This is a genomic window from Pseudonocardia kongjuensis (genome assembly GCF_039526905.1).
Classification (GTDB): Bacteria; Actinomycetota; Actinomycetes; order Mycobacteriales; family Pseudonocardiaceae; genus Pseudonocardia; species Pseudonocardia kongjuensis.
Genome location: NZ_BAAAJK010000020.1, coordinates 50,063 through 64,669, shown reverse-complemented (window position 1 = coordinate 64,669; position 14,607 = coordinate 50,063). Strand labels below are relative to the sequence as shown.

Annotated in this window: 13 protein-coding genes; 6 read left to right on the top strand and 7 right to left on the bottom strand. The window is 74.4% G+C overall.

What is annotated here, in order from left to right; all coding sequences use genetic code 11:
• The first annotated feature begins 208 nt into the window (after positions 1 to 208).
• Positions 209 to 1,093: a LysR family transcriptional regulator gene (locus ABD160_RS19465; RefSeq protein ID WP_344024478.1), complete on the top strand. Its 885-nt coding sequence runs from the start codon at positions 209 to 211 to the stop codon at positions 1,091 to 1,093.
• Between the two features lie 89 nt (positions 1,094 to 1,182).
• Here the strand turns inward: ABD160_RS19465 and ABD160_RS19460 are convergent, their stop codons facing one another.
• The 3 genes from ABD160_RS19460 to ABD160_RS19450 all read right to left on the bottom strand — a co-directional run bounded on the left by ABD160_RS19460 (position 1,183) and on the right by ABD160_RS19450 (position 4,315).
• Positions 1,183 to 2,193, bottom strand: a complete 1,011-nt coding sequence (locus ABD160_RS19460; protein ID WP_344024476.1) for a class I fructose-bisphosphate aldolase — start codon at positions 2,191 to 2,193, stop codon at positions 1,183 to 1,185.
• A gap of 116 nt (positions 2,194 to 2,309) precedes the next feature.
• Complete coding sequence (locus ABD160_RS19455) at positions 2,310 to 3,554, bottom strand: cytochrome P450 family protein (protein WP_344024474.1); 1,245 nt, start codon at positions 3,552 to 3,554, stop codon at positions 2,310 to 2,312.
• A gap of 38 nt (positions 3,555 to 3,592) precedes the next feature.
• Positions 3,593 to 4,315: a TetR/AcrR family transcriptional regulator gene (locus tag ABD160_RS19450; protein WP_344024472.1), complete on the bottom strand. Its 723-nt coding sequence runs from the start codon at positions 4,313 to 4,315 to the stop codon at positions 3,593 to 3,595.
• Between the two features lie 125 nt (positions 4,316 to 4,440).
• Between ABD160_RS19450 and ABD160_RS19445 the strand changes: the two genes are divergently transcribed.
• The 3 genes from ABD160_RS19445 to ABD160_RS19435 are packed head-to-tail and all read left to right on the top strand — an operon-like array spanning position 4,441 to position 7,314.
• Positions 4,441 to 5,214: an enoyl-CoA hydratase-related protein gene (locus ABD160_RS19445; protein WP_344024470.1), complete on the top strand. Its 774-nt coding sequence runs from the start codon at positions 4,441 to 4,443 to the stop codon at positions 5,212 to 5,214.
• A gap of 57 nt (positions 5,215 to 5,271) precedes the next feature.
• On the top strand, positions 5,272 to 6,165 hold the full coding sequence (locus tag ABD160_RS19440) for a transporter substrate-binding domain-containing protein (protein WP_344024468.1): 894 nt from the start codon (positions 5,272 to 5,274) through the stop codon (positions 6,163 to 6,165).
• 36 nt (positions 6,166 to 6,201) lie between these two features.
• Positions 6,202 to 7,314 carry a methyl-accepting chemotaxis protein gene (locus ABD160_RS19435; protein ID WP_344024466.1) on the top strand — a complete coding sequence of 371 codons (1,113 nt, stop codon included), beginning with the start codon at positions 6,202 to 6,204 and terminating at the stop codon, positions 7,312 to 7,314.
• A gap of 13 nt (positions 7,315 to 7,327) precedes the next feature.
• Here the strand turns inward: ABD160_RS19435 and ABD160_RS19430 are convergent, their stop codons facing one another.
• Positions 7,328 to 9,352: a protein meaA gene (locus ABD160_RS19430; protein WP_344024464.1), complete on the bottom strand. Its 2,025-nt coding sequence runs from the start codon at positions 9,350 to 9,352 to the stop codon at positions 7,328 to 7,330.
• A gap of 206 nt (positions 9,353 to 9,558) precedes the next feature.
• Here ABD160_RS19430 and ABD160_RS19425 point away from each other — a divergent pair, with 206 nt between their 5' ends.
• On the top strand, positions 9,559 to 9,891 hold the full coding sequence (locus ABD160_RS19425) for a hypothetical protein (RefSeq protein WP_344024462.1): 333 nt from the start codon (positions 9,559 to 9,561) through the stop codon (positions 9,889 to 9,891).
• Here the strand turns inward: ABD160_RS19425 and ABD160_RS19420 are convergent.
• Genes ABD160_RS19420 through ABD160_RS19410 form a run of 3 tightly spaced genes read right to left on the bottom strand, consistent with a single transcriptional unit; the run spans position 9,888 to position 13,832 of the window.
• Complete coding sequence (locus ABD160_RS19420; protein WP_344024460.1) at positions 9,888 to 11,450, bottom strand: long-chain-fatty-acid--CoA ligase; 1,563 nt, start codon at positions 11,448 to 11,450, stop codon at positions 9,888 to 9,890. The genes ABD160_RS19425 and ABD160_RS19420 overlap by 4 nt on opposite strands.
• Positions 11,451 to 11,493: 43 nt before the next feature.
• Complete coding sequence (locus ABD160_RS19415; protein WP_344024458.1) at positions 11,494 to 12,603, bottom strand: acyl-CoA dehydrogenase family protein; 1,110 nt, start codon at positions 12,601 to 12,603, stop codon at positions 11,494 to 11,496.
• Entirely contained in the window at positions 12,600 to 13,832 is a 1,233-nt protein-coding gene (locus ABD160_RS19410; RefSeq protein WP_344024456.1) for an acyl-CoA dehydrogenase family protein, read from the bottom strand. The genes ABD160_RS19415 and ABD160_RS19410 overlap by 4 nt, the downstream gene beginning before the upstream one ends.
• A 167-nt stretch (positions 13,833 to 13,999) precedes the next feature.
• Between ABD160_RS19410 and ABD160_RS19405 the strand changes: the two genes are divergently transcribed.
• Positions 14,000 to 14,545 (top strand): DUF3558 family protein, encoded by a 546-nt coding sequence (locus ABD160_RS19405; RefSeq protein WP_344024454.1) that lies wholly within the window; start codon positions 14,000 to 14,002, stop codon positions 14,543 to 14,545.
• Positions 14,546 to 14,607 lie beyond the last annotated feature (62 nt).

Here is a 14,607-nt window from a genome sequence, read left to right as displayed (position 1 = left end):
GCGCAACTCACGTCGCAGCCGGATGATCCGCCCCGCTTCGTCCACACCGTCCAGCGAACACCTCCGTCATCGCGGCCACGGCCGGCCGATCGCGATCGCACACCTGCCGACGGCGACCGCATACGGCTCAGCACCACCGCACGAGCCGAGACGTGTGCGGTAACCACAGAGCATGTGCGGCAGCCGAGCCGGCTCGTACGCTCAGCGGGTGACGACCACGGCCCGGATGCGCGCGTTCGTCGCGCTGGCGGAGCACGGCTCGGTCCGCGGCGCCGCGGCGAGCCTGTTCGTCACCGAGTCGACGGTGTCGGCAGCGGTCCGGGCGCTGGCCGAGGACGTCGGCGTCCCGCTGATCGAGCGGGACGGCCGCGGGGTCCGGCTGACCGCCGCCGGGCGCCGCTACGCCGGCTACGCGCGGCGGGTGCTCGGCCTCCTCGAGGAGGGCGCCGCCGCGGCCCGCGGCGAGGCCGATCCGGAGCACGGCCGGGTCCGGCTGGCCGCCGTCACGACCGCGGGCGAGCACCTGCTGCCCGGGCTGCTCGCCGGGTTCCGTGCCCGGCACCCGGGCGTGGCGCTGGAGGTGGACGTGGCGCCCAGCGACCGGATCTGGCCGATGCTCGCCCATCACGAGGTGGACGTGGTCGTCGCCGGGCGGCCGCCGTCGACGGCTCGGGACCCGGGCGCGTCCGGCCCGCCCGCGGTGCGCGCGGTCCGGGACAACGTGCTGGTCGTCGTGGGTGCGCCCGGAGCCGACCACGCCCCGGCGACGGCGACCTGGCTGCTCCGCGAGGCCGGTTCCGGGATCCGGACGACGCTGTCCGCGCTGCTCGACGCGCTCGGCGTGGACCCGCCGCGGCTGGTCCTCGGCTCGCACGGGGCGACCGTCGCCGCCGCCCGGGCCGGGCTCGGCGTGACCCTGGTGTCCCGGGAGGCGGTGCGCAGGCTGCTCGCCGACGGGGAGCTGGTCGAGCTCGACGTGCCGGGGACCCCGCTGGACCGGCCGTGGCACGTCGTCACCCATCCGGACGCGACGGCGAGCACCGGGCTGCTGCTCGCGCACGTGCTCGGGACCGCGCCGTGGCGGGCGCCGTGACCGGTGCGTTCCGCGGAACGCGCCGCCGCTCGCCGGTGCGAGGCGGCGCGAGGCGGCGCGAGGCGGCGCGGCGGGCCGCTGATCCCGGCTCAGGCAGGCACCGGCGCGGGAGCGGTGTTGCGCCGCACCTCGGCGAGCAGCGCCTCCTGCGCGGCGGGCACCGCGTCCGGGTCGCCGCGCCAGGCGTGCAGCGCCGGGCTCACCAGCGCCCGCCCGAACGAGAAGGTCACCGGCCACGGCGCCGGCAGCTCCCGGATCGCGGCGAGGTTCGCCGCGGCCGTGGCCGGGGCCCAGCCTCCCGACAGGAACGCGACCCCGGCGAGATCGTCCGGGACGGTCGCCCGGAGCACGTCCAGGGTGGCCCGGCCGACCGAGGCCGGATCCGCCGGCACGGCGTCGGCGCCCGCGGTGACCATGTTCGGCTTGAGGACGGTCGCGGCGGGATCGATCCCCGCGTCGGCGAGCGCGGCGGTGACCGTCGCCAGCACCCGCGCGGTGACGGTCGCGGTGCGGTCCAGCGGATGGTCGCCCGCCGCCAGCACCTCCGGCTCGACGATCGGCACCAGCCCGGCCTGCAGGCAGTCGGCGGCGTAGCGGGCCAGCGCGTGCGCGTTCGCCCGGATCGCCCAGTTCGACGGCAGGTCACCGGTGATCCGGAAGACCGCGCGCCACTTGGCGAACCGGGCCCCGAGCGCGGCGAACTCCGCGGCCCGCTCCGGCAGGCCGTCCAGCCCGGTGGTGACCGTCTCGCCCGGTGCCCCGGCCAGCGGCGCGGTGCCGGTGTCGACCTTGATCCCGGGCAGCATGCCGAGCCCGGCGATCCCCTCGGGGAAGGTGCGGCCGTCGGCGAACCGCTGGCGCAGGGTCTCCTCGCAGAGGATCACCCCGTTCACGCCGTCGGCCAGCCCGTCGGCGGTGACCAGCAGCTCCCGGTAGGTGCGGCGCCGCTGCGCGGACGCCGGCACCCCGGCGTCGTCGAGCCGTTTCGACATCGTCGCGACGCTCTCGTCGGCGGCCAGGATCCCGCGTCCGCCCGCGACCAGCCGGCGCGCGGTGGCCCGCAGGCCGCCCGCCTGCGGCGCTCCCGCTCGGTCCGTCATCCGTGCACCTCCCGTGAGTGGTGTCCGGCGGGTACCGCCGGGCACGGCCCGACGCTAGGTCCGCGGCGGCGCACCGCCCTCCCCCGCCGGGTGGACCCGGCGGGGGAAACCGGGCCTCAGGAGACCAGCACCGGCAGCTGCGCGACCCGGCTCATCCCGGGCTGCGGCACCCAGGTGATCTCCTGCGCGGGGACCGCGAGCCGCAGGCGCGGGAAGCGGTCGAACAGCATCCGCAGCCCGGCGTCACCCTCCTGCCGGGCGAGCGCGGCGCCCAGGCAGTAGTGCGCGCCCTGACCGAACCCGAGGTGGCCCTCGCCGCGCCCGGTGTCCCGCCGGAGATCGATCTCGTCCGGCCGGTCGAACGCCCGCGGATCGTGGTTCGCCGGCAGCAGACCGGCGATCACCGGGGTTCCGGCCGGGATCGGCACACCGCCCAGCTCGACATCGGTGACCGGGTACCGGAACTGGGTGAACTGCACCGGCCCGCGGGCCCGCATCAGCTCGTTCACCGCGGCCGGCCACCGATCGGGCTCCGCCCGCAGCAGCGCGAGCTGGTCGGGCCGGGTCAGCAGGGCCAGCGCCCCGTTCGACAGCAGGTGCGCGGTGGTCTCGTGCCCGGCCATCACGATCGCGAAGACCATCGTGACCATCTCCTGGTCGGAGAGCCGGTCGCCGTCGTCCTCCTGGGCCGCGATCAGCGCGCTGACCAGGTCGTCGGCCGGTTCCGCGCGGCGCGCCGCGATCAGCTCGTGCACGTGTTCGACGGCGGCGCGCAGCACGCCGGGAATCCGCTCCGGATCCATCGACGTCAGCACCCGGCCCCACCGGTGCCACTGCGCGCGATCCGCCTCGGGGACCCCGACCAGCTCGCAGATCACCGTGATCGGCAGCGGATAGCCGAACGCCTCGACCAGATCGACCGGGGTGCCGTCCGCACCGGCCGCGGCGATGTCGTCGAGCAGGCCGGCGACGATCTCCTCGACCCGGGGCCGCAGCGCCTGCACCCGTCGCACGGTGAAGGCGCGGGAGACCAGCTTGCGCAGCCGGGTGTGGTCGTCGCCGTCGGCGGTGAGGATCGTGCGGACCAGGTAGCCGACCAGGTCGTCGGGCACACCGGCCCGGCGCAGCAGCGCGTCCCGGGCGTTCACCCCGGCACCGGCGAGCTCGGGATCGGTGACGAACCGCGGATCGGTGAGCACCGTCCGGACCTCGTCGTAGCGGGTCACCAGCATCATCGGCGGGCCGCCCATCAGGGAGACGGTCGCCGCGGCCGCCTGCTCGCGCAGCCGGGCGTATCCGGCGTACGGGTCGTCGGTGAAGTCGGGTGCCAGCAGGTCCGGCGCTCCGGTCGGTGCGGTCATGTCGTGCTCCCCTCGGTGGTGGTCCGGCGGGCCCGGGATCACCGGGTCCGGCGGCGCCATTCGGTGTCGATGTGCTCGATCAGCGGCCGGTAGAGCTCGGCCGCCCCGGTCGCGACGGACGCCGCGGCGGCCGCCTCCTGCTCGGGATCGAGGCCGGGTGCGACGAGCAGGCGGCGGACCGCGTACTCGAGCAGCTCGCCGCGCCCGCCCTCGCCGACCAGCGCCGTGACCTGCGGCAGGCTGTCGGTGAGGAAGAAGCCGTAGATCACCGATCCCCAGTTGTGCATCTGCTGCTCGGCGGGCAGGTCGGTGGCGACCAGCCCGGCGCCGCGGAGCAGCCGGAAGTACCGCCGGACGACGTCCTCGCGCATGGCCGCGAGCTCGCCGAGCGCCCCCGCCGCCTCGTGCGCGAGCCGGCCGAGCACCTCGGCGTCGCCCAGGTAGATCGCCCGGGCCACGGCGTCGCCGCGCATCCGCTCGTAGAGCAGCCGGGACATCCGCCACGGCAGCGCGTTCGCCGGCTCGGCGGCCATCCGATCGGCGAGATCGGCGAACAGCCGCCGCTGCGCCCGCAGCAGCACGGTCAGGAACAGCGCCTCCTTGGTGCGGACGTGCAGGTAGACGGTGCCCTTCCCGACCCCGGCCCGGCGGGCGACGTCCTCGACGGTCACCCGCCGGTAGCCCCAGCGCACGAGCAGCTCGGCGGCCGCGTCGAGCACCCGCTCGATCCGCTCGGCGTCTCCCGGGACCTGCTCCGCCACCGACACGGCACCTCCGCTGCTTGACCGTGGGGACTGTGAAACCGTGACTTCATGACCAGAATCGTCAATCTGGTCAAAGTTCACGATAGCTTCGCCGCACCGCCCTGTCGAGATACCGTCGGGCCATGGCCGACTACGAGCACCTGCTGGTCAAGCAGGACGGCGACACGGTCCGGATCACGATGAACCGGCCGCAGCGGCGGAACTCGCTGACCGCCGGGCACCTCCGGGAACTGCTGGACGCGTTCGAGAGCGCCGGGCGCAGCGACGCGACCGGGATCGTGCTCGCCGGCGAGGGCAAGGCCTTCTCCTCCGGGCACGACTTCGGCGACGTCGCGGACCGGGACCTGGCCGGGGTGCGCGACCTGCTCCGGCTGTGCACGACGGTGATGCGCACCGTGCAGGAGGTGCCGCAGGTCGTCGTCGCCCGGGTGCACGCGACGGCGTGGGCGGCCGGCTGCCAGCTCGTCGCGTCCTGCGATCTCGCGGTCGCCGCCGAGTCGGCGACGTTCGCGCTGCCCGGAGGCAAGGGCGGCTGGTTCTGCCACACCCCGGCGGTCCCGGTCGCCCGCAACATCGGCCGCAAGCGGCTGATGGAGCTGGCCCTGACCGGGGACCCGATCGACGCCGCGACCGCCGCCGGATGGGGCCTGATCAACTACGCGGTGCCCGACGACGAGCTGGACGCCAGGGTCGACGAGCTGCTCGCCAGGGCCACCCGCGGCAGCCGGCTGTCCAAGGCCGTCGGCAAGCAGACCCTCTACGCCCAGCTCGACCGTCCGGAGGCGGACGCCTACCGGATCGCGTCCGAGGTCATGGCCTCGATGTCGCAGTCCGGCGGGGCCCGCGAGGGGATGGCGTCGTTCCTGGAGAAGCGCCCGCCGGAGTGGTCGGACTAGCGGCGCGCCGCGGCCGGGCGGCCCCGGCCGCACCGATCACCTAGGCTCGTCCGGACCATGAACGACCCCATCCGTCTGAGCCGGCGCCGCCTGCTGGGCACCGCGGCGGTGCTCGGCGGGGCCGCGATCGGGCTGACCGGCTGCGGCCGCGAGTCGGCCGACGCGCTGACCCGGTTGCAGGCCGGCGGCGACGTCGTGGTCGGGCTCTCCGGCGAGCGCCCGTTCGGCTTCACCGACGGCGTCGGACGGCCGACCGGGCAGAGCCCGGAGGTGGCCCGGGCGGTCGTCGCCGGTCTCGGCGGCGGCGGGCTGGTCGCGGTGCAGGTCCCGTTCGAGCGGCTGGTCGAGGACCTGCTGGACGAGCGGTTCGACCTGATCGCGGTCGGCCTCACCGTCACCCCGCTGCGCTGCCAGCAGGTCGCGTTCTCCCGGCCCGACTACATCGCCCGGACCGCGCTGCTGGTCCCGACCGGCAACCCGCTGGGCGTCGCGACGCTCGGCGGCGTCCGGCGGTCCGGCGCCACGCTCGGGGTGCTGCGCGGCTCCGCCGAGTTCGAGTACGCGCTCGCCGCCGGCATCGGGAGCGAGCGGATCGTCCCGTTCGACTCGCAGGGCGCCCTGGTCCGCGGCGTCGCCGCCGGGGAGGCCCAGGTCGGCGCGCTCACCCGGATCTCGCTGCTGGACGAGGTGCGCCGCAACGCCGGCATCGGGCTGCAGGTCACGCCCGGCTTCGCGCCCGAGGTGAACGGCCGCCCGGTCGTCGGTGCCGGGGCGTTCGCGTTCCGGCCCGCCGACTCCGCGTTCCGCGCCGAGTTCGACCGCGGGCTGACCGCGCTGCAGGAGTCCGGCCGCTGGCTGGAGCTGGCGCGTCCGTTCGGGTTCACCGAGGAGAACCTCCCACCGCCCGATCTCACCGTCGACGACCTCTGCGCGCGCACACCCGAGTCGTGACCCCCCGGACGCCGCCGGGATGCGAGGATCCCGCACATGGCGCTGCGCATCGCCGGGATCCCGGTCCCCGGCCCGTCCGACCTGCTCTCCGGGGCGGCGGCCGTCGTCGACCGGACCGGTGAGCTGGCCGGCACGGTGGTCGCGCTCCCGGCCCGTGCCGGTGAGCTGATCGACGACATCGGGTCGCTGGTGGGCCGGATCGGCACCATCGCGGGCCGGGCGGAGGCGCTGCTGGACCGGGTGGACGGCGTCGTCGACCGGGCCGAGGGGCTGCTCGTCCGGGTCGACGCGGTGGCCGGCGAGGCGACCGGCGTGGTCGAGCGGATCCGGCCGGTGGCCGAGCGCGCGGAGCAGCTCGTCGAGCGCGTCTCCGGCGTCGCGGTGGACGCGGAGTCGCTGGTCACCCGGGTCACCGGCGTCGCCGACGACGCAGGCGAGCTCGTCACCCGCGTCACCACCGTCGCCGGGAACGCCGAGTCGCTGGTCACCCGGGTCACCACGGTCGCCGAGCGGGCCGACGGCCTCGTCGAGCAGGTCACCACGGTGTCCGAGGAGGCGGGCGGGCTGGTCCGCCGGGTCACCACCGTCTCGGAGAAGGCCGAGGGACTCGTCGAGCAGGTCTCGGTCGTCGCCGGGAACGCCGAGGGCCTGGTCGCCCGGGTGGACGCCGTCGCCGACGACGCGGGCGGCCTCATCCGCACCACCTCGACCGTCTGCGACCGGGCCGGCAACCTCATCTCGCAGGTCGAGCAGGTCACCACGGACGCGACCGGCGTGATCGGCTCGGCCCGCCAGGTCGCCGAGCGGGCGAACGGGGTCGTCGACGAGGCGCAGGTCGCCAGCAGCCAGGCCCGCGAGCTGATCGACCTCTACGCCCCGCTCGCCCAGCAGGCGGCGCCGCTGGCCCGCAAGTTCGTCGACGAGCTGTCCGAGGACGAGATCCACGCCGCGATCAAGCTGGTCGATCAGCTCCCGGTGTTCACCGAGCACATGGAGAACGACATCATGCCGATCCTGGCGACCCTGGACCGCGTCGGCCCGGACGTGCACGAGCTGCTGGACGTGCTGAAGGAGGTCCGGCAGGCGATCGTCGGGATCCCCGGCTTCCGGCTGCTCAGCCGCCGGGGCAGCGAGAAGACCGGGGACTGACCGGACCGCCCGCTCACCCCTGGTCGAGCCCCTGCGCCTGCCTGATCAGGGTCACGATCTCGTCCATCATCTCGGTCATCCGGTAGTTCTTCGGCGTGAAGACGGCGGCGATCCCGCCCTCGCGCAGCCGCTTCTCGTCGTCCGGCGGGATGATCCCGCCGACCACGACCGGGATGTCCCCGGCGCCGGCCTCGCGCAGCCCGCGCACCACCGACGGGACGACCTCCAGGTGCGACCCGGACAGCACGGACAGCCCGACCGCGTGCACGCCCTCCTGCACGGCGGCCGCCACGATCTGCGACGGGGTCAGCCGGATGCCCTGGTAGACGACCTCGAAGCCGACGTCGCGGGCGCGCACGGCGACCTGCTCGGCGCCGTTGGAGTGCCCGTCCAGGCCGGGCTTGCCGACCAGCATCCGCAGCCGCTGGCCCAGCTCGTCGCCGGTCGCCCGGACCCGCTCGCGCACCTCGGCGATCTCGGTCGCGGCCTCGCCGGACGCGCTCGCCCCGGACACCCCGGTCGGCGCCCGGAACTCGCCGAACACCTCGCGCAGCGCCCCCGCCCACTCGCCGGTGGTCACGCCGGCCTTGGCGCAGTCGATCGAGACCTGCATCAGGTTCTGCTCGGTCTTGGCCGCGTCCCGCAGCGCGCGCAGCGTCTCCTCGACGGCGGCCTGGTCACGATCGGCACGCCAGGCCCGGATCGCCTCGACCGCGGCCTGCTCGGTCGCCGGGTCGACGGTGAAGATCGCCCCCGCGCCCTCGGCCTGCAGCGGGCTCGGCTCGGTCGTCTCGAACTTGTTGACGCCGACCACGACCTCCTCGCCGGACTCGAGCCGGCGCCGCCGCTCGGCCAGCGAGCTGACCAGCTCGCCCTTCATGTAGCCGCTCTCGACGGCCTCGACCGCGCCACCCATCTCCTGCACCCGGTCGATCTCCGCCCGGGCACCCTCGACGAGCTCGGCGACCTTGGCCTCGACGACCCGCGAGCCGTCGAAGATGTCCTCGTACTCGAGCAGGTCGGTCTCGTAGGCCAGCACCTGCTGCATCCGCAGCGCCCACTGCTGGTCCCACGGGCGGGGCAGGCCGAGCGCCTCGTTCCAGGCCGGCAGCTGGACGGCCCGGGCCCGGGCGTCCTTGGACAGCGTGACGGCGAGCATCTCCAGCACGATCCGCTGGACGTTGTTCTCCGGCTGCGCCTCGGTCAGGCCCAGCGAGTTGACCTGGACGCCGTAGCGCAGCCGGCGCTGCTTGGGGTTCTCGACGCCGTAGCGCTCCTTCGTGATCTCGTCCCAGAGCCGGCCGAGGGCGCGCAGCTTGCACATCTCCTCGACGAACCGGATGCCGGCGTTGACGAAGAACGAGATGCGGCCGACGACGTCGCCGAACTTCTCCGGCGGCACCTGGCCCGAGTCGCGCACCGAGTCGAGCACCGCGATCGCGGTGGACAGCGCGTAGGCCAGCTCCTGCTGCGGCGTCGCGCCGGCCTCCTGCAGGTGGTAGCTGCAGATGTTGATCGGGTTCCACTTGGGGATCTCGGTGACCGACCAGGCGACCATGTCGGTGATCAGGCGCAGGCTCGGCCCGGGCGGGAACACGTAGGTCCCGCGGGACAGGTACTCCTTGACGATGTCGTTCTGGGTGGTCCCGGCCAGCTTCCCGCGGACCTCGGAGTAGTCGAGGCCCTGCTCCTCGGCCTGCTCCTCGGCGACCGCGACGTAGAGCGCCAGCAGCCACATCGCCGGAGCGTTGATCGTCATCGAGGTGTTCGCCTCGGCCACCGGGATACCCTCGAACAGCGCGCGCATGTCGCCGATGTGGCTGACCGGGACGCCGACCTTGCCGACCTCGCCCTTGGCGAGCTCGTCGTCCGGGTCGTATCCGGTCTGGGTGGGCAGGTCGAAGGCGACCGAGAGCCCGGTCTGCCCCTTCGCCAGGTTCCGCCGGTACAGCTCGTTGGTCTTCGCCGCCGACGAGTGCCCGGCGTACGTGCGGATCACCCACGGGCGGTCGCGCTCACGATCGGTCGGGTAGGGCACCGGACACCTCCGCGTCGTCATCGGCACAGTCGGCACAGCCTGCACGGATACTACTGGCGAGTAGCCGCTGGGCGTCGCCGAGTCGGCACTCGTCACACCCCTGTGCGCGGCAAACTACGCGATCCGCGCGGGAAACCGAGCGCTGGATCGGTTCACCCCGTCCGCTCGGCGAGGCGCCCGGCGCCCGCGGGTGCGACGATCGACCGATGAACCTGGACCTCGTCCCCCGGCTGGGCACGGTGATCGGCCTGGTCACGACGCTGGTCCTGATCGGGCTGCTGCTGCGCTGGACGTTCGGCCACCAGCGGAACGTGAAACTGCCCACCGACGACCCGGACGACCCGGTCGCGACCGGGTTGCTGACCGAGGTCTCCCGGGTCCCGGGCCCGGACGCGGCCCGGGTGCTGCGCGACCGGCTGCGCGCCGCCGGGATCCGGTCCACGATCTCCCGCGACGACGGCGGCGCCGGCTACGCGCTGCTCGTCTTCCCGCACGACGTCAAGGACGCCAAGGTGGTGCTGTCCCGCGGGTCGTTCTAGCCGCCGTGGTCCGCGCGCAGCACCGTCTTGAGCACCTTCCCGCTCGGGTTGCGCGGCAGCGCGTCGACCAGCCGCAGGTGCCGGGGCCGCTTGTAGGCGGCCAGCCGCTCCCGGGCGTAGCCCTCGATGTCGGCGTCGGTCGGCGGATCGGCCGGGTCCCGCGGCACGACGACGGCCAGCGGCGTCTCCCCCCACTTCGGGTCCGGGACGCCGATCAGGGCCACGTCGGCGATCTTCGGATGCCCGGCGAGGACGTTCTCCACCTCGGCGCAGTAGATGTTCTCGCCACCGGAGATGATCATGTCCTTCTTGCGGTCGACGACGTAGAGGTAGCCGTCCGGGTCCGCGCGGACCAGGTCGCCGGAGTGGAACCAGCCGCCGCGGAACGCCTCGGCGGTCTCCTCCGGCTTGTTCCAGTAGCCGGTCATCACCATCGGGCTGCGGTAGACGATCTCGCCGACGTCCCCGGGCGGGACGTCGTTCATGTCGTCGTCGACGATCCGGGCCTCGACACCGACCATCGGCGTGCCGATCGACCCGATCTTGCGGATCGAGTCCTCGCCGCGCAGGTTCGTGGTGACCGGGCTGCACTCGGTCTGCCCGAACGCGGTGCACACCTCGGCCTGCGGGAAGGCGTCGATCATGGTGCGGAGCAGGGTGGTCGACGCCGGCGCCGCGCCCCAGGAGATCCGGCGCAGCCGGGACAGGTCGTGGGCGGCGAGATCGACGGCGCAGACCGCCTGCCACTGGGCCGGGACCATGAAGCACGAGGTGACGCCCTCGTCGGCGAGAGTGCGCACGGTCTGCACCGGGTCGAAGCCGCCCGACGGCGGGATCACGACCTTCCCACCGGTGATCAGCACCGGCAGCATCCCGGACAGCCCGGCGATGTGGAACAGCGGCGCCGCCGACATCCACACCCGGTCGTCGCCGGTGATGCCCAGGGTCGCCATCGAGCAGAAGGCGTGCAGGTACAGGTTGCGATGGGTGAGCACCGCGCCCTTCGGGAAGCCGGTCGTCCCGGAGGTGTACATGATGAACGCCGGTGCCTCGTCCGGCACCGGGGATTCCGGGTACCCGGCGGACGCTCCGGGATCGGCGAGCAGCGCCTCGTACTCCTCGCCGAACGTGATCACCGACCGGACCGACGGCGCCCCCGCGCGGGCCTTCGCGACGCCGGGGGCCAGCGCCGGATCGACGAGGACCAGGCTCGAGCCGCTGTCGTCGAGGACGTAGCGGATCTCGTCGGGCGCCAGCCGGAAGTTCACCGGCACCGCGATCGCGCCGAGCCGCAGGATCGCGAGCCAGGACTCGACCACCCCGACGCTGTTCGTCCCGAGCACGGCGACCCGGTCGCCCGGGCCGGTCCCGCGACCGGCGAGCGCGGCGGCGAGCCGGTCGACCCGGGCGTCGAGCTCGCGGTAGGTCCGCCGGTGCACCGGATCGGCCAGCGCCACCGCGTCCGGTGCGATGCGGGCGTGCCGGGCGACGAGATCGCTCATCGTCATCCCCCGGCCGGGGAGCGTCGTCGGGGCGTGCGCGGATGGCGTCGCGGACATCGTCGTCCTCACTTCCGTCACGGTGCTCGGTCCGGCCCTGCCGCTACAGCCCGAGCCGCTCGGCGAGCCGGGCCCGGTGCCCCGCCGGGGACCCCAGGAGCTGCTCGGCGCTCTTGGCCCGCTTGTAGAACAGGTGCGCGTCGTGCTCCCAGGTGTAGCCGACACCACCGTGGTACTGCACCATCGCGGTCGCCGCGGTGAACGCCGCGGGCCCGGTGTAGGTCTGCGCGAGCGCCGCCGCCACCGGCAGCTCGGCACGGTCGTGGTCGGCGGCCCAGGCGGCGTGCCGCACCACCGAGACCGCGTGCTCCCAGGCGCTGTACACGTCCGCGCAGCCGTGCTTCACCGCCTGGTACGAGCCGATCGGGCGGCCGAACTGCACGCGCAGCGTCGCGTACTCGGCGGTCAGCTCCAGCGCCCGCTGCATCAGCCCGGTCTGCTCGGCGGCGAGCGCCACCGCGGCGAGATCGGCGACCGTGCCGAGCGCCGCCGCCGGGTCGGCGGAGGCGAGCGGCCGGGCCGGGGTCGCGTCGAACGTCAGCCCGGCGAGCCGCCGTGTCGGGTCCAGCGCGCCCAGCCGGTCGCGGGTCAGGCCGGGGGCGTCGCCGTCCACCGCGAACCAGCCCGGCCCGTCCGCGGTCCGGGCCAGGACCAGCACCAGGTCGGCGGTGTCCCCGGCGAGCACCGGGGTCCTGACCCCGGTCAGCTCCCACCGGCCGTCCCGCTCGGTGGCGGTGGTCCGCCCGCCGGTGCGGTCCCACTCCCCGCCCCGCTCGGCGACCGCCACGGTGCCGATCAGCTCCCCGGCGGCCAGCCGCGGCAGGTACTCGGCGCGTGCGGCGTCGTCGTCGAGCGCCAGCAGGGTGTCGACGGCGAGCACCGCCGACGCCAGGAACGGCACCGGCGTGAGCGCGCGGCCCAGCTCCTCCGCGACGACGGCGCGCTCCACGTGCCCGGCCCCGCTGCCGCCCAGCTCCTCGGGCACGACGAGCCCGAGCACGCCCTGGGCGGCGAGCCCGGACCAGACCGCCGGATCGTGCCCGGGATCGCCGTCCATCACCGCGCGCACCCGCTCCGAGGGCGCCTTGTCGGCGAGGAAGCGGCGCACCGCGGCGCGCAGCTCCTCGGCCTCGCTGTCCAGGACGAGCGTCACCGGGTCCCCTCCCGCCGCTGGGTCCCGACCGCGAGCTCGCGGAACGGGACGTCCCGATCGACCTGCGGCTCCTTCGGCAGCCCGAGGATCCGCTCGCCGATGATGTTGCGCTGCACCTCGTTCGTGCCGCCCGCGATGCTCGACGACGGCGCGGCGTTGATCGCCAGCGCCAGCTCGTCGCCGGCCGGGTCGGCCGGGTCCCAGGCGACGGCGTCGGCGCCGGACACGAGACCGGCGACCTCGATCGCGCGCCGGAGCTGGAGCGCCCCGGCGAGCTTCAGCACCGAGCCGCGGGCGCCCGGCGGGCGGCCGGCCGCGGTCTCCTGCCGGATCCGGGAGTTGAGCAGCGCGAGCGCGCGCTCGTGCGCGTAGAGCTCGGCGAGCCGGTCGCGCACCACCGGATCGTCGGCGACGCCGGCCGCCCGGGCCCGTTCGGCGAGCGAGGCGAACTCCAGCGGGCTCCGGCGCGGGCGGCGGGCGGAGCCGATCGACACCCGCTCGTGGCCGAGCATCGTCACCGCGGCGTGCCAGCCGCCGCCGATCTCGCCGAGCACGTTCTCCGCCGGGATCCCGACGTCGTCGAAGTAGACCTCGTTGAACGGCGTCCGGCCGGTCATGTCCTTCAGCGGCCGGACGGTGACGCCCGGCGCGTGCATGTCGACGACGAACATCGTCAGCCCGGCGTGCTTCGGCCGGTCCGGGTCGGTGCGGGCGAGGACCGCGCCGAAGTCGGCGAACTGGGCGTTCGTCGTCCACACCTTCTGGCCGTTGAGGATCCAGCGGTCGCCGTCGGGCACGGCCCGCGACTGCAGGCTCGCGACGTCGGATCCGGCGCCCGGCTCGGAGAACAGCTGGCACCAGATCTCCTCGCCGCGCAGCAGCGGGCGCAGGTAGCGGTCCCGCTGGGCGTCGGTGCCCAGGTCGACGACCGTCGGCCCGCACATCCCCATCCCGATCATGAACGGGTACAGCGGCAGCTCGTGCTCGGCGGCCTCGTCGGAGAACGCCTGCTGCTCGGCCTGCCCGAGGCCCTGCCCGCCGACGCTCTCCGGCCAGGTGATGCCCGCGTACCCGGCGTCGTAGAGGGCGGCCTGGAACTCCCGGGAGCGCCGCAGATGCTCGTCGGGCGGCAGGTGGGCGAGTGAGCCGGGGGCGTTGGCGGCGAGCCAGGAGCGCACCGCCCTGCGGTACTCCGACGTCGTGCCCTGGGTCTCGTCGACCACGGTCATGCGCGGCTCCCTCCACGTCGAGGCGGTGTCGGCAACCTACTGATCAATCGTTAAGAACGCAACGGGCGGGACCCTCGGCGACGGGTCGGTGATGTTGCTGTCCGGATCCACACCGGACAGTGATCACCGGCGCTAACCTGGGATCCCCCGCTCCCCCTGGAGGCGCCATGGCATGTCGGACCGTCGGCCGGGCTCTCCTCACGGCGCTGGTGGTGCTTCTCGCCGGGTGCGGGCCCGGGGAGCCCGCCGGTCCGTTCCCGCCCCGGCCGGCCGACATCGACACCGCCACCGTCGATCTCTGTACAGCCCTCACCGCCGAGCAGCAGGACGAGTTGGGCGTCGATCCGGGCGAGAGCTGGGCCGAGCAGCACAGCGACGGTCCGACCCGGATCTGCGGGTGGAGCAACTTCGACGACGGCTACAACTACACCGTCCAGACGCTCCCCACCCCGGCGGCGGCCGCCGTGGGCGCCCCCGGCTCGACGGTTCAGCCGGTCGAGGGTTACGGATCCGTTCGGGTCACGGATCACGAGGAATCACTGCCGCTCTGCGAGCTCTACCTCGACATCTCCGACAGCGCCGCGCTCCGCGTTCAGGTCCAGGCAACGGCGCGGGACGAGAACGGCCGCCACGTCAGCTCCGAGCAGGTGTGCAGCCGGGCGACGACGGTCTCGTCACAGGTCCTGCAGAATCTTCGGGACGCGCCCGCATGATGTTCGACCGACTTCGCGAGTGCGAACCGCAGCTCGCGAGCCGCCACCGCGGACGGGAACGA